The sequence below is a fragment of the Providencia sp. PROV116 genome (genome assembly GCF_028482485.1).
GTDB lineage: Bacteria > Pseudomonadota > Gammaproteobacteria > Enterobacterales > Enterobacteriaceae > Providencia > Providencia rettgeri.
Genome location: NZ_JAMPQO010000010.1, coordinates 75,404 through 100,539 on the forward strand (window position 1 = coordinate 75,404; position 25,136 = coordinate 100,539).

Below are 25,136 nucleotides of genomic sequence, written 5' to 3' on the forward strand. Positions count from 1 at the left end.
CGTAAATGTTGGCATTTCTAGTCGTATACGGGGAATTACCTCTTTTACCCACTTGGTAGTATGTATTTTTATAACCTCTATCGTTAATATTTCTCATAAATACACATATAAAAAATGCGGTTTATCAATACGTTTTAGTTTTTTTGTTGGCAATGTAAAGGAAAAAAACATGGTTGATCTCACCCGTCGGGGAGTATTAACTGGTGCGTGGCGTAGTGCAGCCCCAGTGGTTCGGCCGCCATGGAGTGGTAGTGAAACGCAATTTATCGAATTGTGTACCCGTTGCAATGCCTGTGTTGAAAGTTGCGAAACGGCAATTATCCAACCAGGAGCAGGGGGCTACCCTGTTGTTGATTTTAAGCGTGGTGAATGTACATTTTGCTATGCATGTGCAACAGCATGTCCAGAACCTATTTTCCTACCAAAACATTCCCAACCTTGGGATATCTCAATTTCGATTGGCCAAAATTGTCTTGCTTATCTTTCGATTGAATGTCGTCGTTGCCAAGACAGTTGTGAGCCTGAAGTCATCTCTTTTCGTCCGTCAATGGCCGGTATATACCAGCCAAAAGTAGAAACACCAGGTTGTACAGGCTGTGGTGCTTGCGTCGCAGGTTGCCCAGTTTCAGCCATTACCGTGGAGCATGAACATGCACAGTAACTATCAAGTGTGCAGTTTAATAGTACAAGTAAAAAGTGAGCGACTGTCTACTGTGGCCGAAGAAATTAATCAACTTTCCCATTGTGAAGTGGCGCTAAGCGCCCCGGAAAACGGAAAACTGATTGTGGTTGTTGAAGGGCAAGGTAGTAGAACGTTGTTAGATACTATTGATTTAGTACGCGATATTGACGGCGTACTAGATGTTTCGCTGGTTTACCATCAGCAGGAAGAGCAAGGTGAGGAAGATTATGAAACTCAGTCGTCGTAGCTTTATGAAAGCCAATGCGATAGCGGCCGCTGCTGCGGCGGCCGGTATTGGCGCACCGAGCATTGCGAAAGCAGTGGTTGGTCAACAAGAAAGTATTAAATGGGACAAAGCCCCTTGTCGTTTTTGTGGTACAGGCTGTGGGGTACTGGTGGGAACTCAAAATGGTCGCATTGTGGCCAGCCAAGGTGACCCAGAAGCCCCTGTAAACCGTGGTCTAAACTGTATTAAAGGGTATTTCTTACCAAAAATTATGTACGGAAAAGACCGTTTAACGCAGCCAATGTTGCGCATGAAAGATGGTGAATATGATAAAAATGGGGAGTTCACACCGATCACGTGGGAACAAGCTTTTGATGTCATGGAAGAAAAAGTCAAAACCACATTAAAAGAAAAAGGTCCTGAAGGGATTGGTATGTTTGGTTCGGGCCAGTGGACAGTTTGGGAGGGCTATGCGGCATCAAAACTGTTCAAAGGTGGTTTCCGTTCTAATAACTTAGACCCTAATGCACGCCACTGTATGGCTTCTGCGGTAGTGGGCTTCATGCGTACTTTCGGTATGGATGAACCAATGGGTTGTTATGATGACATTGAGCATGCTGACGCGTTTGTCCTTTGGGGTTCAAACATGGCAGAAATGCACCCAATCTTGTGGTCTCGTATCACCAACCGTCGTCTGTCTAACCCTGACGTGCGTGTTGCGGTGTTATCGACTTTCAAACACCGTAGCTTTGAATTAGCGGATAACGGCATCGTCTTTACACCACAATCTGACTTGGTGATCCTGAACTATATTGCAAACTATATCATTCAAAATAACGCAGTTAATCAGGAATTCCTCGATAAACACGTGAATTTACGTCGTGGTGCAACAGATATCGGTTATGGATTACGCCCAACTCACCCACTCGAACAAAATGCGAAAAATGCAGGTTCTGATGCGTCTGAGCCAATGACATGGGACGAGTATAAAGCCTTTGTTGCAGAATATACGTTAGACAAAACCGCAGAAATGACCGGGGTTCCAAAAGATCAGTTAGAAGAACTCGCTAAACTTTACGCAGACCCTAAAACGAAAGTGGTTTCTTATTGGACCATGGGCTTTAACCAGCACACTCGCGGTGTTTGGGCGAATAACTTAGCGTATAACTTGCACTTACTGACAGGAAAAATTTCTCAACCTGGTTGTGGGCCGTTCTCATTAACAGGCCAGCCATCAGCGTGTGGTACTGCTCGTGAAGTCGGTACGTTCTCACACCGTTTACCTGCGGACATGGTGGTTACCAATGAAAAACACCGTGAAAAAGTAGAAGGTGTGTGGGGGTTACCTGCTGGGACGATCCCTGAAAAAGTGGGTTTACACGCCGTTGCCCAAGACCGTGCTTTAAAAGACGGTAAATTGAATTTCTACTGGGTAATGTGTAACAACAACATGCAAGCGGGCCCGAATATCAACCAAGAGCGTATGCCAGGGTGGCGCGACCCACGTAACTTTATCGTGGTATCTGACCCATACCCAACGGTCAGCGCATTGGCTGCCGACTTAATTTTACCGACAGCCATGTGGGTAGAAAAAGAAGGGGCTTACGGTAATGCGGAACGTCGTACCCAATTTTGGCGCCAGCAAGTTAAGGCACCAGGCGAAGCAAAATCTGACTTAATGCAGATGGTACTGTTTTCTAAACGCTTTACAACGGATGAAGTGTGGCCTGAAGAGTTACTCGCGAAAAAACCTGAATTACGTGGTAAAACCCTATATGACGTGTTATTCGCTAACCAAGCTGTAACGAAGTTCCCTGTGAGCGAGTTAGCAGAAGACCAACTTAATGATGAGTCTCGTGAATTAGGTTTTTACTTACAAAAAGGGCTGTTCGAGGAATACGCTGGCTTTGGTCGCGGTCATGGTCATGATTTGGCTGATTTTGATGACTACCACAAAGCGCGCGGTATCCGTTGGCCAGTGGTTGATGGCAAAGAAACTCAGTGGCGTTATAGCGAAGGAAATGACCCTTACGTTAAGGCTGGCGCGGGTTATCAATTCTACGGTAAACCAGATGGTAAAGCGGTGATTTTTGCTCTGCCATTTGAGCCTGCTGCGGAATCGCCAGATAAAGAATATGACTTATGGTTATCAACAGGCCGTGTATTAGAACATTGGCATACCGGTAGTATGACACGCCGTGTTCCTGAACTGCACCGTGCTTTCCCTGAATCTCTTGTGTTTATACATCCAATCGATGCGAAAGAGAGAGGTTTACGCCGTGGTGATAAAGTCAAAGTGGTTTCACGCCGTGGTGATGTGACCACGATTGTCGAAACACGTGGCCGTAATAGACCACCAAAAGGCCTAGTTTACATGGCGTTCTTCGATGCTGCGCAGCTAGTGAATAACTTAACACTGGATGCAACCGATCCGCTTTCAAAAGAAACGGATTACAAAAAATGTGCCGTTAAACTGGAAAAGGTGTAATTGCTCATGCCCCAGAAAGCTAAGTCTCAACAGGCTAAGTCCCAGAATAGTCGTCGTCGCTTTTTACGCGATGTCGCCCGTACTGCGGGTGGGTTGGCGGCTGTTGGTGTGGTGCTGGGGCTTCAGCAACAAACTTCCCGTGCGAGTGGCGTTAAGCTTCGTCCGCCGGGAGCCCTTGATGAAAAAGCATTTGCCAGTGCATGTGTCCGCTGTGGACAATGCGTTCAAGCCTGCCCGTATGACATGTTGAAATTAGCGACATTGGCATCCGGTTTGGCTTCTGGAACGCCATACTTCATCGCCCGAGAAAATCCGTGTGAAATGTGTGAGGACATTCCTTGCGCCAAGGTTTGCCCAAGTGGTGCATTGGATAAAGACATTGAGTCGATTAACGATGCACGCATGGGGTTAGCCGTTTTACTCGATCAGGAAAACTGCCTGAACTTTCAAGGGCTAAGGTGTGATGTATGTTACCGCGTATGTCCACTGATTGATGAAGCCATCACATTGGAACTTGAACAAAACCACCGAACAGGTAAGCACGCGCGCTTCTTACCCACCGTCAATAGCAACTACTGCACGGGATGCGGTAAATGTGAACAGGCATGTGTATTGGAAGAGGCAGCTATCAAGGTATTACCAAGGTCGCTGGCGAAAGGTGAGTTAGGACACCATTACCGCTTTGGTTGGCTGGAGGGTAACAATGGCGAATCGTAAACGTGATGCCGGACGTGAAGCTCAGGCAAAAAAAGGCTGGTGGCAGAGCCACAAATGGTTGGTGTTTAGACGTATAAGCCAATTGCTGGTGTTAGCGATGTTCTTGAGTGGGCCATGGTTTGGGGTATGGATTTTACATGGTAACTACAGCAGTAGCTTATTGTTAGACACCGTACCTTTGACTGACCCATTAATCACCTTAGAGAGCTTAGCAAGTGGTTACTTACCGGGGATCTCAGCATTAGTTGGGGCTGCTATCGTATTCGGGGTTTATGCACTGCTGGGTAAGCGCATTTTCTGTAGTTGGGTCTGTCCTGTAAACCCAGTGACGGATGCGGCGGCGTGGTTAAGACGTAAATTTGATTTTAACCAATCCGCAACAATACCGCGCAATATTCGCTATGTATTGCTGGTCGTGATCCTGATCGGTTCTGCTATTACAGGTACCTTACTTTGGGAATGGCTTAATCCAGTTTCATTAATGGGGCGCAGTTTAATTTTTGGTTTTGGCAGCGGTGCATTGGTTTTAGTTGCACTGTTTTTATTCGATTTATTAGTTGTGGAACATGGTTGGTGCGGTCACCTTTGCCCATTAGGTGCGCTATATGGCGTGGCAGGGTGCAAGGGCGCATTGGTTGTTACAGCGGAAAATAAAGAAAACTGTAGCCGTTGTATGGACTGTTTCCACATTTGTCCGGAGCCGCAAGTTCTGCGCGCACCGGTCCTAGATAAACAAGCTCCAGCGCAGATATCCGATAAAGATTGCATCACTTGCGGTCGTTGCATCGATGTTTGTTCTGAGGATGTTTTTAAAATAACACTAAGATGGAGTTCGGGAGCAAAATCATGAAAAATCCTGTCCTGAAAAAGACGATCAGCCGTTGGGTGGCTGGAATGGCCTTTGTTGTAAGCAGTCTTGTTTGGGCTGCTAATGGTGTAGACCTGACCCAATCACCAGAAGTATCCGGTACGTCAGAAGGAAGCATTCATATTCCGAAAGAGCAAGAAAGAATGGCATTAAACTATGTGAATCAACCACCAATGATCCCACATAGTGTTGAAGGTTATCAAATTACCACCAATACTAATCGTTGCTTGCAATGCCATGGTGTGGAAAATTACCGCACGACAGGGGCACCAAGAGTCAGCCCAACGCACTTTATGGATGCAACAGGCAAAGTCCTTGGCGAAGTTGCACCAAATCGCTACTTCTGTTTACAGTGCCACGTGCCTCAGTCAGACACAGCACCGATTGTTGATAACACATTTACCCCATCCAAAGGTTTTGGGAAATAAGGGGGAATTATGTCAAATAACAATGATAAGCAAACAAATGATGACAAGCCGAAGAAAAAGGGCTTGTTTGGGTTAATCGGCAGAGTATGGCGCTGGTGGCGTAGGCCAAGCCGATTAGCATTAGGAACCTTATTGCTGATTGGTTTCGTGAGTGGTGTTATTTTCTGGGGCGGCTTCAATACCGGTATGGAAATGGCCAATACGGAAGAGTTCTGTATTAGCTGCCATGAAATGCGTGAGAATGTCTATGAAGAATATATGGATACTATTCACTATACTAACCGTAGTGGTGTCCGCGCAACTTGCCCTGATTGTCACGTACCGCATGAGTTTGGCCCCAAAATGGTGCGTAAAATTCAAGCGAGTAAGGAGTTATACGGAAAAATTTTTGGCATCATTGATACGCCACAAAAATTTGAAGACCATCGGTTAGCGATGGCGCAAAGTGAGTGGCGACGAATGAAAAATAACGACTCACAAGAGTGTCGTAACTGCCATAACTTTGAGTATATGGACTTTACAGCACAAAAAGGAGTTGCAGCCAAAATGCATGACCAAGCCATCACGGATGGTAAAACCTGCATTGACTGCCATAAAGGGATCGCCCATAAGTTGCCGGACATGCGTGAAGTTGAACCTGGCTTTTAATTCAAGGTAATCATTTTATGATGAGTTACATCGATGAATTATAAGTAATGATCAATAAATAGGCTGGTTATGCGTTTGAGTATGATCAGCCTAAGTTATATTTGTGTTAAATCAATATATTTGCTTTTTTAATGTGTATTGTATGATGCTGTCACGCAGCATTTACTAACAATATAATAAATCAGGGTAATTAAACTATGTGGAAAAAGCTTCATCAACTAGCCATCCCAGTCAACCTTTATCGGTTATGTGGGCGTCTAATACCGTGGTTTATTATATTGAGTGTAATTTGTTTAGCGGTGGGATGGATTTGGGGATTTGGTTTTGCGCCAACCGATAAAGTTCAAAGCCAAAGCTATCGTATTATGTATATTCATGTTCCTGCCGCAATGTGGTCGATGGGAATTTATGCCACGATGGCCATTACTGCTTTTGTTGGGCTAGTCTGGCAAATGAAAGTCTCGGAATTGGCGATAGCGGCGATGGCACCAATAGGGGCGGTATTTACCTTTATTGCATTAGTTACAGGTGCGACATGGGGTAAACCAATGTGGGGTGCATGGTGGGTATGGGATGCACGTTTAACCTCTGAATTAATTCTATTTTTTCTGTATGTGGGGATTATTGCTTTATGGCATGCGTTTGATGACCGTCGCACCGCAGGAAAGGCCGCTGCAATTTTAGTATTAATTGGTGTGATTAACTTACCTATCATTCATTATTCAGTTGAATGGTGGCAAACCTTGCACCAACCTTCGACTCGCATGCAAGAAAGCATCAACCCTGCTATGCGTACACCACTTCGTTTAGCCATCCTTGGTTACCTATTTCTTTTTATCTCATTAACGTTAATCCGTTTACGTAGCCAATTATTGATGTTAGAACGTAACCGTCCATGGGTATTAGATATTGTGAATAAAAAAGGACGTCAATCATGACTAGCGCATTTGCATCTTGGAGTGAATTTTGGGCGATGGGCGGCTATGGTTTTTATGTATGGCTGGCGGTTGCGCTGACATTAATACCTATTTTGTTACTCTGTTTGCATACGTATATACAAAGAAAAATGATAATAAATGCAATTATTCAACAGCAAGCTCGTGAAGTCAGGCAAAAAGCAGCAAGAGCGCATAGGGAGGGAGTGTGAATATTCGTCGTCGTAACCGACTTTGGCTGATCTGTTCCATATTGGTTGGTGTGGGGCTAACCCTCGCATTAATTCTCTATGCATTACGCTCAAGTATTGACTTGTTTTATACCCCCGGTGAAATCATTTATGGTAAGCGAGAAACTCAGCAAATCCCTGAAGTTGGACAACGCTTACGTGTCGGTGGCATGGTCATGCCAGGTAGTGTAGTACGTGATTCTGACCCTGTCTCTAACGCTGTCAATATCACTTTCACTGTTTATGATGCCGAAGGTGAGGTTAACGTAAGTTATCATGGAATTTTGCCCGACTTATTCAAAGAAGGGCAAGGTGTCGTTGTTCAAGGGGAATTACAAGAGAATAATCATATTTTAGCGAAAGAAGTGCTTGCGAAACATGATGAAAACTATACGCCACCAGAGGTTGAAAAAGCGATGCAAGAAAACCATCGCAGGCCAGCTGCTGCCTATAAGGACAATGCATCATGATCCCTGAAATTGGTAGCGTTTTACTGTGCTTGGCATTAGGTCTTGCCGTTTTGCTGTCTTTCTACCCGCTATGGGGAGTGGCGCGCAATGATGCACGCTTAATGGCATCATCACGTCCATTAGCATGGTTACTTTTTCTTTGTGTAACAGGGGCATTCCTAGTATTAGTGAATGCCTTTGTTGTTAATGATTTCTCAGTCACTTATGTTGCCAATAACTCTAATACGCAATTACCTATTTGGTATCGTGTTGCGGCAACATGGGGAGCTCACGAAGGCTCATTATTACTTTGGGTATTATTAATGAGTGGCTGGACATTTGCGGTGGCAATTTGCAGTTATCGCATGCCTCTCGACATTGTTGCTCGTGTTTTAGCTGTTATGGGGATGGTTAGCGTTGGTTTTTTGCTGTTTATCATCTTCACTTCAAATCCGTTTTCGCGCACGCTACCCGCCTTTCCGATTGAAGGGCGTGACCTCAATCCATTACTGCAAGATCCAGGGCTGATTTTCCACCCACCATTGTTATACATGGGATATGTCGGTTTTTCAGTGGCATTCGCCTTTGCGATTGCTGCATTGTTAAGTGGCCGGTTAGATAGCTCTTTCACGCGTTTTGCTCGCCCTTGGACGATGGCAGCATGGTTCTTTTTAACGCTAGGGATCATGTTAGGTTCCGCATGGGCTTATTATGAATTAGGTTGGGGGGGCTGGTGGTTCTGGGACCCGGTGGAAAATGCTTCCTTTATGCCATGGTTAGTGGGAACAGCATTGATCCACTCACTCTCCGTGACTGAGCAGCGAGCCACTTTTAAAGCATGGTCACTATTATTGTCGATTTTTGCTTTCTCATTGTGTTTGCTCGGGACTTTCTTAGTCCGCTCGGGGGTACTGGTTTCCGTACACGCCTTCGCCTCAGACCCATCTCGAGGGTTATTCATCTTAGCCTTCATGGTGTTAGTGATTGGCGGCTCTTTATTAGTGTTTGCACTGCGTGGGCACAAAGTACGCTCAAGAGTTAACAATGCGCTATGGTCCCGTGAATCCATGTTATTGGGCAATAACGTTATCCTAACAGCCGCGATGTTAGTCGTGTTACTCGGTACTTTGCTACCGTTGGTTCATAAACAAATTGGTCTAGGTACGATTTCCATTGGTGAACCGTTCTTTAATACCATGTTTATCGCGTTGATGGTGCCATTTGCCTTGTTACTGGGAATTGGGCCACTCGTACGTTGGGGGCGTGACCGCCCTGCGGCGATTAAAAAGTTATTAATCATTGCAACTGTTTTAACCGTTATTCTCTCATTTGCTCTGCCATTATTGATGGAAGATAGGGTAGAAGCCCTAACGGTTGTCGGCTTAATCATGGCGTGCTGGATTGCTATTCTTGCCTTCGCAGAAATGCGAGTCCGCATCAGTAAGAAAATCAAGCTCACACCAAGTTACTGGGGAATGGTACTGGCGCACTTAGGTTTGGCGGTAACTATCGTCGGTATTGCCTTTAGCCAAAATTACAGTATTGAGCGTGACGTGAAAATGAAGCCGGGTGATAGCATTTCAATTCGTGCTTATACCTTTGTATTTAATGGAGTACGAGAAGCTGATGGCCCTAACTACCAAGGTGTCATTGGCAGTATTTCAGTGAAGGAAAAAGACAAAGTCATCGGTGTTTTAATGCCAGAAAAACGTTTTTATAGTGTTAGTCGAGCTGTTATGACTGAAGCGGCGATAGATGGTGGTTTTACTCGCGATTTATATGCTGCATTGGGTGAGGAAATTGCTAAAGATACATGGACTATGCGCTTGTATTATAAACCGTTTGTTCGTTGGATCTGGTCTGGTGGCGTATTAATGGCTATTGGTGCGTTATTCTGCTTGTTTGACCCACGTTATCGTCGTCGTAAATTACAAGGGGAAACAGCATGAACCGCAAAGTCTTCTTAATTCCTTTTATTATTTTTGCAGGAATTGCCGCGGTTCTGTTATGGCAATTGATGCGTAATGCAGAAGGGGATGACCCTCGTTTATTAGAATCTGCTTTAATTGGTAAGCCAGTGCCTGTTTTTCGTCTTGAGTCATTAGAAAACCCGGGGCAGCACTACGAATCTGATGTATTAACACAAGGGCAACCTATCTTATTGAATGTTTGGGCAACATGGTGCCCAACATGCCGAGCAGAACATCAATATTTGAATAAGTTGTCTGCACAGGGTGTTCGTGTGGTTGGGTTGAACTATAAAGATAAACGGGATAAAGCCATTGTGTGGTTGCGTGAGTTGGGCAACCCTTATGCCTTAAGCTTATTTGATGGTGAAGGGATGTTAGGCCTTGACCTAGGGGTATATGGGGCACCTGAAACGTTCTTAATTGATGGTAATGGTGTGATCCGTTATCGTCACGCAGGGGCAATGGACGAGCGCGTTTGGGAAAAAGAGTTTAAACCCCTTTGGGAGCGCTATAATCAGGAGGCGAACCAATGAGGTATTTACTGGGTTTATTGATGTTAACGTTAAGTGCAACGGTGACATATGCATCGACAGAAGTCTTTACTTTCGATAATGAACAACAAGAGCAGCAATTCCGTAAATTAACCGAGGAACTGCGCTGTCCTAAATGCCAAAACAACAGCATTGCAGATTCTAACTCAATGATTGCACTGGACTTGCGCCAAAAAGTGTATGAGTTAATGAAAGAAGGCAAGAACCGTGATGAAATTGTTGATTACATGGTTGCCCGTTATGGTTACTTCGTCACTTATAACCCACCGCTGACACCGCTAACGGTTATGCTGTGGGGATTACCGTTTGTTGCGATAGCGGTAGGCGGTTGGATCATTTTTGCCCGTTCTAAAAAACGCGTTAGATTAAAACAGGTTGAGCAGGGTGATGAAGAATCATTACCTGAGGCCTCTCGCACTAGCAATTGGGTTTATTTACCCGGTTTTATCATTGCATTAGGTGTTGCGGGTGGTGCTTATTATCAGGTAGGTAGCTACGAGAAAGTGGCGGATTGGAATAATGCCTATCAACAAGCTCCGGCCTTGCTAGATAGAGCGCTAGACCCGTCAGAGCCGCCACTTAATAATGCGGAAATGGAACACCTCGCCTTAGGTCTACGTACTCGCCTTCAAGAAGACCCGCAAAATGTAGAAGCGTGGGAAATGCTAGGCCGTATTGGTATGGTGTTGGGGAATGCGACCATGGCAACCGATGCCTATGGCCGTGCTTATCGCCTAGCACCTAAAAATGAAAATGTAGTGATTGGCTATGCGGAAGTTTTGACGCGCTCTTCTGACCCAGAAGATAACCATCAAGGTGCGGAACTACTTAAAAAGCTGATTGCAGAAGACCGTACCAATGTGAAAGCGTTGAGCATTTTTGCATTCAATGCGTTTGAGCAAGAACGCTACGCTGAAGCCATTTCTGCTTGGCAAATGATGTTAAAACTATTGCCAGAGAATGACCAACGTCGCCCTATCATCGAGCGCAGTGTTGAACAAGCACTGATGATGGTACACGAAAAGAAAGGGTTGCCAGCGAAAGCGGAATAGTTAACGGCAGTCAATTACTATGACCAAAAGGGAGCAACTGCTCCCTTTTGAGGTTGTTGACAAAGCGGGATAAAAGCGTGGTTTTTCCCGCTTTGTGTTATCAGCCGAAAATCAATGAGTTGATTTTCCTAATGTATTTTCAAAACCAATTAGACTTGCTGCCAAACCTATTATGTTTGGCAGCAAGTCTAAAAAGGGAGCAACCGCTCCCTTTTATTTATCTGGTGAATAATCCATTTACTCAAATTGTGATCCTTCTCTCAACCTATCATTATTTTACCCATAATAGATTATAACGATTAATCAGGGTTATTTTATCTTATTTAATTAATGAAGCTATAAATATAACTTATTAATTTAACTTTGTTTTATTTTAAAGTTTTTATATTTATGAAATATATAATAAATAATCCGAATTATTATATTTACTTATGTACTTCCCTCTTAGTCTAAATTCCATAAAGTAAACTAATCAATTCTTATATTATTTTGATAATAATAGAAGATTTACCTTTAGTTATTCTTTTTTGGTTTTTTTTGTTTTTACTTTTATGCTTTTTGCTTTTTTTTGCTTTGCAGGGAGAACCTATGAGTACAATCACATTAATGTAACAAGGTATAAATTAGAGTAAATGCCATGAGGTAAAATGGCATGAAAGCAGAACGACATAAGAAAATAATTAATATTTTAAAAAATACTGGATCAGCCAAAGTTTCTGTTTTATCGAAAGAACTTAATGTCACTAAAGAAACCATTAGAGCAGATTTAAACTCTTTAGCAAAAAAAGGAATTATTAGCCGTTGCCATGGTGGCGCATACATCGAATTTGAAACACTAGATAAAGTTGCTAAAAAAGAAATAATTCAATTTCTTGAGTGCAATGAAAGTTTTAATGAAAGAACAGATAAGGATGATGCCGTGTTAGGTAAAGTATGTGTATTAGGTTCATTTAACGTAGATATGATTAGTTACTTACCTCGGTTACCAGAGGCAGGCGAATCATTATTATCAAATAAATTTATTTTTTCTCCTGGTGGTAAAGGGTGTAACCAAGCATTCGCAGCGAGTTATTCAGATTCACCTGTCCACTTTATTACGAAGATAGGAACAGATCAATTTAGTGAATATGCAATAAACTTCATATCGTCATCTAAAATTAAAACTTCGACCATATACCAAACTGAAAAATATCAAACGGGTACAGCATCTATATTTGTATCTGAAAATAGTGGTGAAAATATTATTTCAATATACCCAGGTTCTAATATGGATATTACTGCTGACGAAGTGAAGATTCAAAAAGATAAAATTGTAAACTCAAATATTATTCTTCTTCAGTTAGAAACGAATATTGAAGCGTTAAAGGAAATTATTGAGATTGGTAATGAATATAAGATTCCAATTATTTTAAATCCTGCGCCGTATAACGACATCGTTAATGAATTAATTGAAAAGATTGATATTTTAACCCCTAACGAAACTGAAGCAAGTCTGCTTTCTAATATTAATGTTATTGATTTAGAAAGTGCTAAAAAAGCGGCTGAAGTTATCTATCACAAAGGTGTAAAAAAAGTAGTTATTACACTCGGAAGCAAAGGCTCTATTGCATTTGATGGTAATAAGTTCATTTATTCCCCGGCTTACACTGCTGTTGTTAAGAATACGGCGGGTGCCGGCGATGCATTCAATGGGGCTCTTGCTGCATCTTTGGCGAAAGGTAAACAGTTTTCTTACGCCTTGCGCTATGCATCGGCGTTTTCATCCCTTGCTGTTGAAACAAGTAATGCTTCAGAAATGCCTGAAGATATAAATGTTATGCATCGTATTAATCAAACAACCTATTCTCAGGTTGTGACTCAATCCCCTGAATAAATTAATATTCTGAAAAGAGGAAAAAAATGAAAATTCTATTTATTGGTGAATCATGGCATATCCATATGATCCACACTAAAGGTTATGACAGCTTTACTTCAAGTAAATATGAAGAAGGTGCAACTTTCTTATTAGAATGTTTAAGAAATAAAGGCGTTGAAATTGATTATATGCCTGCACATACCGTGCAAATGACATTCCCTAAAACCGTAGAGGAATTAGAAAAGTACGATGTTGTCGTTATTAGCGATATCGGTGCCAATACTTTCTTATTACAAAATGACACTTTCTATAATATGAAAGTATTACCTAACGCACTTGGATTAATTAAACAATATGTTAGCCAAGGTGGTGGTTTATTAATGATCGGTGGTTACTTGTCATTTATGGGAATTGAAGCCAAAGCTAATTATAAAAATACATTATTAGCCGATGTATTACCGGTTGAAATGTTAGATGGTGACGACCGCGTTGAAACCCCTGAGGGAGTTTTTGCAACACCCGCTAATATAGGCCATGAATCAATTAAAAACTTTGGTAATTGGCCAATGTTTTTAGGTTATAACAAAGTTGCTGCTAAAGAAAATACACAAGTTGTTTTAAATATTGGTGAAGACCCATTATTGGTATTCGGTGAATATGACAAAGGAAAAACAGGCTGTTTTATGAGTGACTGCTCGCCACACTGGGGAAGTCGTGAGTTTATGGCTTGGGAGCATTATTCAGATATGTGGGTAAATATTCTTAAGCAAATCGCTCGTTAATTAATTCTTTAAAAGTAAAAAATCAAAATAAAGAAAATGGGTGCTGAGTTAATTCAGCACCTTGTAAGCCGATTACAAAAAATAATGACTCATAGTCAAAAATCCAAAAGGAATATTTTATGAGTGTTAAAAATTATTCTACCCCTTTTTTAATGATAGCGACGGTATTAGCCGGTATGTTATCGCCAATGCAATCCGCAGTGAATGGGCAGCTGGGTGATGTATTAAAAGATGGAAATGCGAGCGCCGTTATTTCATTTGCCAGTGGTTTGGTGGTGATGTTTTTTATCATTATTGCGAAGAAACAAACCAGACAACAATTTGCAGCAATTCCTAGCTTAATTAAAAATAAAAAAATTCCATTGTGGAATTGGTTTGCAGGCCTGTGCGGTGCGATGGTGGTGTTTTCTGAAGGCGCATCCGCGAGTGCATTAGGTATCGCAACTTTCCAAACTGCATTGATTTCTGCACTATTATTATCAGGCTTGCTGTGTGACCGTTTTGGTATTGGTATCGATGAGAAAAAACCATTCACTACCTTTCGTGTATTAGGTGCCATTTTTGCGGTTGTCGCGACGTTGTTTGTGGTTTCACCACAGTGGCATTCAAGTTCTGCCATTTATTTAGCTATTTTGCCTTTTTTAGCTGGCTTGTTAGCAGGGTGGCAACCCGCAGGTAACTCAAAAGTTGCAGAAGCAACAGGTTCAATGATGGTTTCTATTACGTGGAACTTTATTGTTGGTTTTACCGTACTGACGATAGCTCTCGTGATCCGTATGGCATTAGGTCATCTCACTTTAGATTTACCGGGTGTTTGGTGGATGTACCTAGGTGGCCCGTTAGGTTTAATGTCCATTGCATTAATGGCAATCTTAGTCCGCGGCTTAGGTTTGTTGATGCTCGGTGTTGCTTCAACGGCAGGGCAGTTATTGGGTTCGGTACTGATTGACTTATTGCTACCGTCTTTGGGCAATACCGTGTACTTAGTGACTATTATTGGAACAGTATTTGCTTTAGTCGGCGCAATTATTACGACCATTCCTGAGTTTAGAGAAGCCAAAGCGACAAAAGCCGCAGGAGTATAAAATGAAAGGTTATATCCAAACGGTGACAGGGCCCGTTAAAAAAGAAGATATGGGACTGACATTACCACATGAACATCTGTTTAATGATTTATCAACGGTTGTCGATGAGCCATTTTATGACTTCTCACATGTGTTGGTTGATAAAAAAGTCAGTGCTGATATTCAATGGGGACTGAAGCACGACCCATATTGCTGCTGTGACAATATGGATAAAAAGCCAATCGAAGATGTGATTTATGAAGTCAATAATTTTAAGGAACTTGGTGGTAAAACATTGGTAGATGCTACAGGTTCCAAAGCGATTGGCCGTGATGTACATCAATTGCGCGAAGTTGCCATTAAAACGGGTATTAATGTGGTTGCTTCTTCTGGCCTGTATATTGAAAAGTTTGAAGGAGACCGGTTAGTCAATGATATCGATGCTATGGCTAAAATGATTGATGATGAGCTCAATGTAGGCATTGATGGAACGGATATTTGTGCAGGAATGATTGGTGAAATCGGGGTATCTCCTTTTTTTACTGATGGTGAAAAGAATAGCCTAAGAGCGGCATCAGTAGCGCAACTGGCTAATGACCATGTTTCAATGAATATTCATATGCCTGGTTGGCAACGTCGAGGAGATGAGGTTCTCGATATTTTAATCAAAGAAATGGGTGTTAATCCCGCTAAAATTTCATTGGCACACTCAGACCCGTCAGGTAAAGATTTTGACTATCAACGCCGTATGCTTGATAGAGGTGTTTGGCTTGAGTTTGACATGATTGGTCTAGATATTTCATTTCCAAAAGAAGGTGTTGCACCAACAGTAACAGAAACTGCGGATGCGGTTTGTAAACTGATTGAGATGGGGTATGGGGCACAAATCGTGTTGAGTCATGATGTTTTTCTCAAACAAATGTGGGCAAAAAATGGGGGTAATGGCTGGGGGTTTGTACCCAATGTTTTTCTCTCGTTATTGGCCAAAAAAGGGGTGGATAAATCGATGATTAACCGCCTTTGTATTGATAACCCTGCAAACTTATTAGCATAGAATACCCTTTGTTATTTTTAGAATTCTTTGGATGGAAAATTAGTAGCAATCACTTGTGGTTGCTACTTTTTTATGGCGCCTTTAAAACAGTTTGCTGACTTAGAGAAATGTACCTAATACTATAAATCAGTCAATTGATTGATTTTTCAATGGGTTTGTATTGATGATAGATAATCAATTTTATCAATAAAGTTCATCTTAAATTAACATTTTCGGTAAATATCAATAACAATGGGTATCTAAATAAGATACAATTCTGCGCTATAAATTCGTACTCAGATGACGGAAAAACGTTGCACCTGCGCACTTCAATCAGACAATTTGCTGCCTATCTTGCACTATTGGCTGTGGTTATGCTGTTTATCGCTCCATTGTTCTCTAAATCGATGAGGCTGATGGAACACTGCGTGAGCACTAACCCTAATAGTACAATTGAGCATTCATCAATGGCAGGCCATTCGATGCACTCGCATCAAGGTATGCTGATGCCTGAAAATTGTGACGTTTCTGCACCAATGAATCACATGTTAATGACGGGGATTGGGCAATCTCCGATGGAAGACATTGCATGTGGTTACTGCCAATTATTGATCCACTTCCCATTTCTTATCTTATTTATTGCCGTAGTTATTCGGCAATTAGCGACACTGGCACTATTTATTCCTTTTGAACGTAGTGTTCACATTTGGTTATTTAGACCATGGTCATTACACCTTGCTCGAGCCCCGCCTATTTCCTGATGTCTTAGCATTGTAAATATTACAAATCAATTTATTGCTATTTTGCCTTCACTGGGCAAAACGCGTTCGCTCGCCTTGAATTTCTTTGCTTATTAAGCAATTTATCTGTGGGAGCTGAAATGTGTTTGCAGCCTAAAAGATGAAGGTAGCATCTTCCTTTTCTAAGAAACAGGTGAAAAATGAATACACACGTTTTTAAAGTGGCTCCTATTGCGACACTGGTAATTAGTGCGATTTTTACGGCATCAACATTAGCGAAAAATGAAGTTAATCAAAGCCCTATTTCTGAAAACTCAGTAATGATTGTGACGGCGCCTGTTGATTCGCCATTAACAATCACCACGTCGCCAAAGACACCAAGGCAGCCAGTCCCTGCAAGTGATGGTTCTGATTACCTCAAAACCATTCCTGGTTTTTCACAAATACGTAATGGTGGAACTAACGGTGATCCGGTTTTTCGTGGCATGTTCGGCTCTCGTTTGCGTATTTTAACTAATGATAGTGAAATGTTAGGTGCGTGTCCTTCTCGTATGGATGCGCCGACTTCTTATATTTCACCTGAAAACTTTGATGTACTGAATATGATTAAAGGCCCGCAAACTGTTTTATGGGGGCCAGGAAATTCTGCTGGAACAATCCGTTTTGAGCGCGAAAAGCCGCTATTTACTGAAGCGGGTATTAAAGGCAACGCAAGTGCCTTAACAGCATCTAATGAGCGTTGGGATGGCAATGCAGATATCAGTTTAGGTAATGAAACGGGGTATATTCGTGTCATTGGTAATAAATCACGTTCAAATGATTATAAAGATGGCAATGGTGATAAGGTTCCTTCGAAGTGGGATAAGTGGAATGCAGATATTGCTGTTGGCTGGACGCCTGATGAATACACATTATTAGAACTGACCGCCGGTAAAGGTGATGGGGAAGCTCGCTATGCGGGGAGAGGAATGGATGGGTCTCAATTTAAACGCGAAAGCTTAGGCTTGCGCTTTGAAAAGAGTAATATCGGCGAGGTATTTGATAAAATTGAGGCTAATATTTACTACAATTATGCCGACCATATTATGGATAACTACTCGCTTCGCTCTCCATTAGGCGGTGGAATGAGCGGTGGCCATATGGGGCATGGAGGCCACGGTATGATGAATATGCCAATGAAAATGCGTGTTGATCGCGAAACCATGGGTGGCCGTACCATGGGAACATGGTTGTGGAAAGATTATGAACTGCGTGCAGGGGCTGACATGCAGACTAATAAACATCGTAAAAACAATAATAATAGCTGGAAAAAAGATGCACAATTCCAAGACTATGGTGTTTTTAGTGAATTAACTTGGCATGCGACTGAACAAGGCAAAGTGGTCAGTGGAGCTCGTTTAGATCGCGTGATAGTTGAAAATAATACAGAAGTAGGTTCTTCAGGGCGTAATACGGTGATGCCAGCGGGCTTTGCGCGTTATGAGCATTCATTATCTGGCACGCCTATTATGCTATATGCAGGTGTCGGCTATACCGAACGCTTTCCGGATTATTGGGAGCTGTTCTCGCCTAAACTCGGCCCAGATGGTAGCAATAATGTGTTTGATAAGCTAAAAACAGAAAAAACGACTCAGTTAGATATTGGTGCTAAATATAGTCATGAAGATACCAATGCCTGGGTTTCTGCTTATGTGGGGCATGTTGATGACTTTATTCTCTTCCGCTATAGCGCAACAAACCCAAGAATGAGTCAGGTTGAAAATGTGAATGCGTTAATCATGGGGGGCGAGCTCGGTGTAGCACAAAAACTCAGTGATGAATGGAAAGCAGATGCAAGCCTGGCTTATTCGTGGGGAGAAAATCGCACAGATGGAAAGGCATTACCGCAGATGCCACCGTTGGAAAGCCGTTTTGGCTTATCATGGGAAAAAGGCGATTGGACCACGACAGGTTTAGTACGCGTTGTTAGCCGCCAAAATCGCGTTGCTATAAACGATGGTAATGTGGTGGGTAAAGACTTTAGTAAAAGTGCAGGTTTTACGATTTTTTCATTAAATACAGCATATACAATTAATGAAAACATGAAGTTAAGCGCAGGCGTTGATAACCTGTTCGACAAAACCTACAGTGAGCACCTTAACTTAGCTGGAAATAGCGGTTTTGGTTATTCATCCAATGTGCCAGTAAATGAACCAGGAAGAAATTTCTGGGCAAAAATTAATGTGACATTTTAATTATTAGATAAACAACCCGTACAGTTTCCGTATGGGTTGTTTGCTATTTATTAAATAATAACAGGAATATAGTAATTTAGCTCTTGAATAAAATTTCGTGAGTCATTCACGAACGCTTCATAAGAGGGCTTCGATTTCAGGACATATTGTTCTACATCTGGTCCTTCGCCACGGACGATGTCCATTTCAGCAAGTACCTTCCCATAAGCAGTATAAATAATATCATTGTAATCTATACCATGAAGGCTACTGGTTATCTTGATTTCTAAATAATTACCTGCAGGTAATTGTAAATGGGTTGTCTGGGGAAGTGCAATCTCTACATCTTGTTCATCTAGAGCCGTGGTATATAGGAAATGGCCTTCTGCATTCGCACTTTGGTCTACACCATGAATTGCATATAAATGCTGAGTGACATAAGGGTTTTTATCGAAAAAAGCTTTCCAATAGTATCGGCGTAGCTCATCCGTTTTTAGGTTCCACTCATTAATATCTTTAGTGTAACGATGTTTAGTGCCGAGTAAATTAATGGCTGGTAATTGAGTCAATTTAACTCGAACATTTAACTCTTTACTTTCTCGTAGAGGTAAACAGAACCCTTCAATCTTCCAACCTTCGCGTTTTCGATATTCAGAAGGCGTGAGATTAAATTGCTTTTTAAACGCGCGGCAAAAAGTTTGTTGTGAGTCAAAACGGTACCTCAGAGAAATATCCATTATGCTGTCATTTGTTAGTCGTAATGCGACAGCAGAACAAGAAAGGCGTCTTGCTCGGATATAGGAACCAAGCGCGAGCCCTGTTTGGTTCTTAAACAGGCGCTGAAAGTGCCATTTGGTGTATCCTGATTTATCGGCAACAGTATCTAGGGATAGGCGAGATTCTAAATTTTGTTCTATCCAGAGAATGATTTCCCTGATAACACTTTCTTGTAGCATGATTTTCCTTTCAGGTCTCTTTTACTTACCAAAAAAAAATAAGCCATAAAATACATCAAGGTTATGACAGGTAAGTATTCATAGGTGCTCGTAATATGATACCACGCCAACTGACAATTTTATTAAAAAGATGTGAAGTTAAGTAAGTTTTGGGGAGTAAAAAAGTAGGAATATTACCTAAATACACCTATTTAGAGTTTGTGTAATTTATCTAATTTTTACATATTGCAGTATGGACTGAAAGTAATGAACATGGCATAAATAGGGTGAAGTAATTTTATTTTTATCGAAAACAGCCTGTTGAAGTAATCTATTTTGGAGGCTCAATATAAGAGGTGTGTAATGTAAGCTATTAATCTGAAAAGGTCATTTAGTATTATAAGCATAATATGAAATATTTTGCTTTATCGTCTAAATTTAATGTTGTAATTCCGACTAATAAATAAAAAAAAACGTCTTTTTTTATGATGTGAAAAAATTCAATTTATTATAATTATCTTCTGGAAACTTATTGATACGCATGAATACAAATTGTCACTAATTTCTTAAGGTTATAACATTAAATCAAGCAAGATAGTTTTATCTAACTGAAGAGCTAAGCTAGAATTTTAGTTAACTTGAAAATACAACTTTTAGTCGTCGACTGATAATAATGTAAATTTAACTATTGATGGTGAGATTAAATAATGTGACCAGCTTCACGAGTTAAATGTAATGATGAAAATCATCTAGCCTTTTTATATCAGTAAGTTAGCTAATGTTTTGGTTTTTTAAATCATAAATGAATGGTCTTTAAATGACTTATTTAATTAGGGTTTTATTATTTTAAGTCAATTTATAAATTTATGGTTGGTGATAATTTACGCGCCGGTTAATTATATTAATTTTAATATTTAGTAGAGGTTATTATGGGGAAAGAAAGTATTGCTAAAATGCTAGGGATAAAAATCCGAAAACAACGAGAAAACCATAAAATATCGATAGAAAGAATGGCGAGTTTAATCGGTGTAACAGAAGAAGAAATGAATCGATTTGAGACAGGAGAGAGTTGTATTGATGTTGATTCATTATTCCAATTTGCATACCTCTTCAATGTTGACCCGGCTTCTTTTTTATATGGGATTGTCAATGTAAATAGTGGAACGTGTAGGTTAATACACTGATTATAAGTAATTTGATTATGTTACATTAAATTTTAGAGTATTATTATATAACCTACTAATATAATAATGTGTTCTGTTTCTATCAGAATAATCTTTATATTTTATGGTAATCAAATATATCCATAGATATTTAACTGTTTTATTACTTTATCTGTTAGCTCATTAGCGCGGCTCCATTGATTAATCTTAGCTAATTTTGTATTACTACTGAGCCTTAAAACAAATTGGTCAAGTTGCTTTACAATGAAATTATCTTGATTAACCTCTTGATATTTTTCATTAAAAGAAAATTTTTTCTCTACCTCATAGCGGTTATTGCACTGCTTCAATGATAGTTTGTCTGAGATCTTTCCTGTATTAAAAAAGATTTCAAATGAAACCAATAAACCGTTTTCTTGGCGTAAATTAATTATTAAGACGTCGCCATCGGCTCTTTGATTGAAGGGATGCGAGAACTGAATAGAAGGAAGTGAAAGGACAAAATCAGGCATTAGTGATAACAATAATTCTATGCTCTTTGTGATGGTGTTTCGTAATATATTGAATGGTAGTTGGTTTTCTGGCTCTACTATTCGGTGTGTTGTGATACGTAATAACCCTGTTTCGCTACCATGTTTAGGCATTAAAGATGCTTTTATTTGATTGAACTGGTTATCAGAGCTCAAAGGTTGGTTGTAGTCAATAAATACGTCATGGCGCATGGCTTGCTTTAATACTTCATTCAGTTCGCTTTCACTAAAGTTAGGGATATCATTCAATAGAACATCTTTTCCAGCAGTTACCGCTGTCTGAATAGCAAACTTTAGTAATTCATCACTACAAGTGGATGTCACTATGATGCAATCAACGTCATCATTGTTGATTAGCGCTTCTATTTTTTTCTTTTGGCACATGAAGTCAGTCATAGAAGGAAGAGATGGGGACAAATGGCAAATTGACTTTAGCTCACTATGATGGGTGCAGCATTTTATCGCATTTATATAAAGTTGGTTATAAGGTGCAGTGCCGATTAAACCAATACCAGAACGATTAATTGACGTGACAGAATGCTGTTCTTCAAGTAAACGCAGGTGGCCGAGTAAATAAAGAAAGTGTGTATTTAACATGCTTAGCCCTTATTCTTGGTTTATCTAACACGCGATATAATTCCAACATAACAGGGTGAAATAATAATTTCATTTTATTGTTATTTTAGAACTTGTATTTTCTGATGGGATTCACAAATTAAAGAAAAAGATGAAACTTAATTAGTATTCAATAATGACGTTTATGTTAATCAGGGAAAAGGTAGGAAGGGGCTCTGAATTAATGGAGGTGTTTAATTACAGAGCCGTATAACTAGACTAAGCTGCTGCCTTGACGATAGGCTAATGCAACGGTTAGTGATTGTGCTAAACATAAGGTGGCTGACTGCGAACGAAATGCATCTACTTGGGCTTCTTTGATAACAAAACAAACATCACTGAAACTTGCCAATGGGCTGATTTGACTATCAGTAATCACGATTTGCTGTGCACCCGCTTGAGCCGCTTTCTCACTTACCATGACAGTTTCTGAGGCGTAAGGTGTGAAACTGATTGAAATTACAACGTCGTTTTCACTGATCCGACTGATCTGCTCTTTGAACATTCCGCCAAGCCCATCAATAAGGACTGGACGGCATTCCAAATGGCTAAGTGCGTAACTTAAATATGTTGCAACGCTGAATGAACGACGCAAACCGATAATGTAGATATTCTGTGCATTCGCTAAAAGTGATACGGCTTTTTCAATATCTTCAGCAGGGGTTCTGGCTGCCATTTGTTGTAACGCTTGGGCGTTAGAATGAGCGAACTCCTTCAAAATTTGTGAGGGGTCATCACTCAGTTCTTGGGAACCATCCATTTCACGAAACATACGGGCTCTATCTGTGTAGCTGGCCGTTTCTTCCACAAGGTTCATACGAAACAATTGTTTCATTTCATTAAACCCACTGAAATTAAAAGCATTTGCAAAGCGGATCAGCGTCGAAGGCGGAACCTTAGCTTCCTTTGCAATGACGGCAACGGTATCAAATGCGACACTATTCGTATTATCTAATACATAGCGTGCCACTTGCTGTAACCGTTTACTTAGTTCGTCATATCGCGAGCGAACTTGCTCTTGAAACTCATTTAAATTTGATGCACTTGACATATAACCTCCAGAATTTGGCTCTAATTGTAGTTGTTTTACAGCGTTAGTCGAATCTTTTTGAAACACTTAGTTCATATTTAAAAATTTTCTTTTTTTAGGATCGTGAAATAATTTGAATTTGGGATAATAAATTGAACAGCTTACATCAATTTGCTCTCTTATTTTCTTGATTGAAACAAGGCCATGTTTAGCTCAATACAACGGCAAAATAGCCAATAAATAGGTGATGGACATAAGTTTAGGATTGGTATTTTTTTAGTCGCGATTAAAATTTCACAAAAACTTTGTCTAGATCACATAAATTGAATGTTATTTCAAATTTAGTTGTAAATGAAATAAATATTTCATATACATTGAGTAACAAGGTAACTCTGTCAGCTAAAGAGAGGCAACATGGAACAGATTCATAATTTCATTGGTGGTGAAATAGTATCCAGCAAAAGTGGGCGTTTTGCGCCTGTATTCAACCCGGCAACGGGGGAGCAAATTGCTCAAGTTGTACTCAGCAGTGCCGATGAAACAAAAAAAGCCATTGAGATTGCGAATAAAGCATTCCCTAAATGGTCAAAACTATCTCCCCTAAAACGTTCTCGGGTTTTATTCAAATTTAAAGCTTTACTTGAAGAGAATATGGATGAGCTGGCGCGTTTAATTTCAAGAGAACACGGTAAAGTTTTTTCTGATGCGGTAGGTGAATTAACCAGAGGTTTGGAAGTCGTTGAATTTGCATGCGGTATTCCTCACTTACAAAAAGGTGAGCACTCAGCCAATGTTGCTACAGGTGTTGATAGCCACTCATTAATGCAGCCTTTGGGTGTTTGTGCGGGGATCACGCCATTTAATTTTCCAGCAATGGTACCGATGTGGATGTTCCCAGTAGCTATTGCAACAGGTAATACCTTTGTTTTAAAACCATCAGAAAAAGATCCTTCATTAGCATTAGCATTAGCTAGATTATTAAAAGAAGCTGGCTTACCTGATGGCGTATTTAATGTTGTTCAAGGGGACAAAGAATCCGTTGATGTGCTTTTAACTGCACCAGAAGTTCAAGCCGTTAGTTTTGTTGGCTCAACGCCTATTGCTGAATATATTTACACGACGGCATCCGCTCATGGTAAGCGTTGCCAAGCACTCGGTGGAGCGAAAAACCATTGTATCTTAATGCCTGATGCAGACATGGGGCAGGCAGCTAATGCTATTATGGGCGCTGCGTTTGGTGCTGCAGGTGAACGTTGCATGGCATTATCCGTCGTCTTAGCTGTCGGTGATGAAACGGCAGATGCGCTCATTGCTAACCTGAAAGGCCAAATTGCCAAAATGTCCGTGGGTCCTGGTATTACTGACGGTAAAGAAAATGACATGGGACCTGTGATTTCCACGCAACATAAAGCCAAAATCTGTGACTATATTACCAGTGGCGAAAAACAAGGTGCGACGTTATTGGTCGATGGCCGTGATTTTAAAGTGAAAGGCTTCGAAAATGGTTATTTTGTAGGGCCAACATTATTTGATAATGTCACGCCTGAAATGGACATTTATCAAGAAGAAATTTTTGGGCCTGTATTAGCCGTAGTGCGAGTTCCAGACTTTGAAACGGGTTTGAAACTGATTAACCAACATGAATATGGTAATGGAACGGCTATTTTCACCCGTGATGGTGAAACAGCGCGCGAATTCCAAGAAAATGTTCAAGCGGGAATGGTCGGAATTAACATACCTATTCCAGTACCGATGGCATTCCACAGTTTTGGTGGTTGGAAACGGTCTATTTTTGGTCCATTAAATGTACATGGAAATGACGGTGTTCGTTTCTATACTCGCATGAAAACAGTCACTAGCCGTTGGCCTGCCAGTGTTCGCTTAGAGCACCATGAAAGTAGTTTCACAATGCCAACCATGGAATAAACGGAG

Annotated in this window: 24 protein-coding genes; 21 read left to right on the plus strand and 3 right to left on the minus strand. The window is 40.9% G+C overall.

The window, feature by feature from the left end; genetic code table 11:
• Nucleotides 1-169 precede the first annotated feature (169 nt).
• From napF to PSE72_RS07535, 19 genes are all read left to right on the plus strand, one after another.
• Nucleotides 170-661 carry a ferredoxin-type protein NapF gene (gene napF / locus PSE72_RS07445; RefSeq protein ID WP_004262238.1) on the plus strand — a complete coding sequence of 164 codons (492 nt, stop codon included), beginning with the start codon at nucleotides 170-172 and terminating at the stop codon, nucleotides 659-661.
• Entirely contained in the window at nucleotides 651-929 is a 279-nt protein-coding gene (gene napD, locus PSE72_RS07450) for a chaperone NapD (RefSeq protein WP_004913364.1), read from the plus strand. The genes napF and napD overlap by 11 nt, the downstream gene beginning before the upstream one ends.
• On the plus strand, nucleotides 910-3,396 hold the full coding sequence (gene napA / locus PSE72_RS07455) for a nitrate reductase catalytic subunit NapA (protein WP_004913361.1): 2,487 nt from the start codon (nucleotides 910-912) through the stop codon (nucleotides 3,394-3,396). The genes napD and napA overlap by 20 nt, the downstream gene beginning before the upstream one ends.
• A gap of 6 nt (nucleotides 3,397-3,402) precedes the next feature.
• Entirely contained in the window at nucleotides 3,403-4,113 is a 711-nt protein-coding gene (napG, locus tag PSE72_RS07460; protein ID WP_004262231.1) for a ferredoxin-type protein NapG, read from the plus strand.
• Nucleotides 4,100-4,963: a quinol dehydrogenase ferredoxin subunit NapH gene (napH, locus tag PSE72_RS07465; RefSeq protein WP_004262229.1), complete on the plus strand. Its 864-nt coding sequence runs from the start codon at nucleotides 4,100-4,102 to the stop codon at nucleotides 4,961-4,963. Before napG ends, napH begins: the two co-directional genes overlap by 14 nt.
• Nucleotides 4,960-5,409 carry a nitrate reductase cytochrome c-type subunit gene (napB, locus tag PSE72_RS07470; RefSeq protein WP_004913351.1) on the plus strand — a complete coding sequence of 150 codons (450 nt, stop codon included), beginning with the start codon at nucleotides 4,960-4,962 and terminating at the stop codon, nucleotides 5,407-5,409. Before napH ends, napB begins: the two co-directional genes overlap by 4 nt.
• Nucleotides 5,410-5,418: 9 nt before the next feature.
• Nucleotides 5,419-6,057 carry a cytochrome c-type protein NapC gene (napC, locus tag PSE72_RS07475; protein WP_109912715.1) on the plus strand — a complete coding sequence of 213 codons (639 nt, stop codon included), beginning with the start codon at nucleotides 5,419-5,421 and terminating at the stop codon, nucleotides 6,055-6,057.
• Between the two features lie 197 nt (nucleotides 6,058-6,254).
• Entirely contained in the window at nucleotides 6,255-6,995 is a 741-nt protein-coding gene (locus PSE72_RS07480; protein ID WP_004913347.1) for a heme ABC transporter permease, read from the plus strand.
• Nucleotides 6,992-7,204 (plus strand): heme exporter protein CcmD, encoded by a 213-nt coding sequence (ccmD, locus tag PSE72_RS07485; RefSeq protein WP_272690940.1) that lies wholly within the window; start codon nucleotides 6,992-6,994, stop codon nucleotides 7,202-7,204. Before PSE72_RS07480 ends, ccmD begins: the two co-directional genes overlap by 4 nt.
• A complete protein-coding gene (gene ccmE, locus PSE72_RS07490) occupies nucleotides 7,201-7,692 on the plus strand; it encodes a cytochrome c maturation protein CcmE (protein ID WP_004913345.1) in 492 nt (163 codons plus the stop codon). The genes ccmD and ccmE overlap by 4 nt, the downstream gene beginning before the upstream one ends.
• Nucleotides 7,689-9,620 (plus strand): heme lyase CcmF/NrfE family subunit, encoded by a 1,932-nt coding sequence (locus PSE72_RS07495; protein ID WP_115166850.1) that lies wholly within the window; start codon nucleotides 7,689-7,691, stop codon nucleotides 9,618-9,620. The genes ccmE and PSE72_RS07495 overlap by 4 nt, the downstream gene beginning before the upstream one ends.
• On the plus strand, nucleotides 9,617-10,174 hold the full coding sequence (gene dsbE, locus PSE72_RS07500; RefSeq protein ID WP_004262204.1) for a thiol:disulfide interchange protein DsbE: 558 nt from the start codon (nucleotides 9,617-9,619) through the stop codon (nucleotides 10,172-10,174). The genes PSE72_RS07495 and dsbE overlap by 4 nt, the downstream gene beginning before the upstream one ends.
• Nucleotides 10,171-11,244 carry a cytochrome c-type biogenesis protein CcmH gene (locus tag PSE72_RS07505; protein ID WP_115166852.1) on the plus strand — a complete coding sequence of 358 codons (1,074 nt, stop codon included), beginning with the start codon at nucleotides 10,171-10,173 and terminating at the stop codon, nucleotides 11,242-11,244. The genes dsbE and PSE72_RS07505 overlap by 4 nt, the downstream gene beginning before the upstream one ends.
• Before the next feature lie 652 nt (nucleotides 11,245-11,896).
• Complete coding sequence (locus PSE72_RS07510; protein ID WP_272690941.1) at nucleotides 11,897-13,117, plus strand: PfkB family carbohydrate kinase; 1,221 nt, start codon at nucleotides 11,897-11,899, stop codon at nucleotides 13,115-13,117.
• A 26-nt stretch (nucleotides 13,118-13,143) separates the two neighbouring features.
• Nucleotides 13,144-13,881 (plus strand): glutamine amidotransferase, encoded by a 738-nt coding sequence (locus PSE72_RS07515; RefSeq protein WP_213942539.1) that lies wholly within the window; start codon nucleotides 13,144-13,146, stop codon nucleotides 13,879-13,881.
• 119 nt (nucleotides 13,882-14,000) lie between these two features.
• Nucleotides 14,001-14,966: a DMT family transporter gene (locus PSE72_RS07520; RefSeq protein WP_198641420.1), complete on the plus strand. Its 966-nt coding sequence runs from the start codon at nucleotides 14,001-14,003 to the stop codon at nucleotides 14,964-14,966.
• A gap of 1 nt (nucleotide 14,967) precedes the next feature.
• A complete protein-coding gene (locus PSE72_RS07525; protein WP_004913332.1) occupies nucleotides 14,968-15,999 on the plus strand; it encodes a phosphotriesterase family protein in 1,032 nt (343 codons plus the stop codon).
• Between the two features lie 407 nt (nucleotides 16,000-16,406).
• Nucleotides 16,407-16,739, plus strand: a complete 333-nt coding sequence (locus PSE72_RS07530; protein ID WP_371021336.1) for a DUF2946 domain-containing protein — start codon at nucleotides 16,407-16,409, stop codon at nucleotides 16,737-16,739.
• Nucleotides 16,740-16,918: 179 nt separating this feature from the next.
• Entirely contained in the window at nucleotides 16,919-18,952 is a 2,034-nt protein-coding gene (locus PSE72_RS07535; RefSeq protein ID WP_198641421.1) for a TonB-dependent copper receptor, read from the plus strand.
• 50 nt (nucleotides 18,953-19,002) lie between these two features.
• On the opposite strand, the gene PSE72_RS07540 is transcribed toward PSE72_RS07535, so the two are convergent.
• Nucleotides 19,003-19,887, minus strand: a complete 885-nt coding sequence (locus PSE72_RS07540; RefSeq protein WP_004913323.1) for a helix-turn-helix domain-containing protein — start codon at nucleotides 19,885-19,887, stop codon at nucleotides 19,003-19,005.
• A 908-nt stretch (nucleotides 19,888-20,795) separates the two neighbouring features.
• Between PSE72_RS07540 and PSE72_RS07545 the strand changes: the two genes are divergently transcribed.
• Entirely contained in the window at nucleotides 20,796-21,050 is a 255-nt protein-coding gene (locus PSE72_RS07545; protein WP_004913320.1) for a helix-turn-helix domain-containing protein, read from the plus strand.
• Between the two features lie 110 nt (nucleotides 21,051-21,160).
• Here the strand turns inward: PSE72_RS07545 and PSE72_RS07550 are convergent, their stop codons facing one another.
• Together PSE72_RS07550 and PSE72_RS07555 are read right to left on the minus strand one after the other, a co-directional pair.
• Complete coding sequence (locus PSE72_RS07550; RefSeq protein ID WP_232800843.1) at nucleotides 21,161-22,156, minus strand: hypothetical protein; 996 nt, start codon at nucleotides 22,154-22,156, stop codon at nucleotides 21,161-21,163.
• Nucleotides 22,157-22,388: 232 nt separating this feature from the next.
• Nucleotides 22,389-23,225, minus strand: coding sequence for a MurR/RpiR family transcriptional regulator (locus PSE72_RS07555; RefSeq protein WP_004913314.1), 837 nt, complete (start codon nucleotides 23,223-23,225; stop codon nucleotides 22,389-22,391).
• 393 nt (nucleotides 23,226-23,618) lie between these two features.
• On the opposite strand from PSE72_RS07555, the gene PSE72_RS07560 reads away from it, so the two are divergent.
• Entirely contained in the window at nucleotides 23,619-25,130 is a 1,512-nt protein-coding gene (locus PSE72_RS07560; protein ID WP_004913311.1) for a CoA-acylating methylmalonate-semialdehyde dehydrogenase, read from the plus strand.
• Nucleotides 25,131-25,136 lie beyond the last annotated feature (6 nt).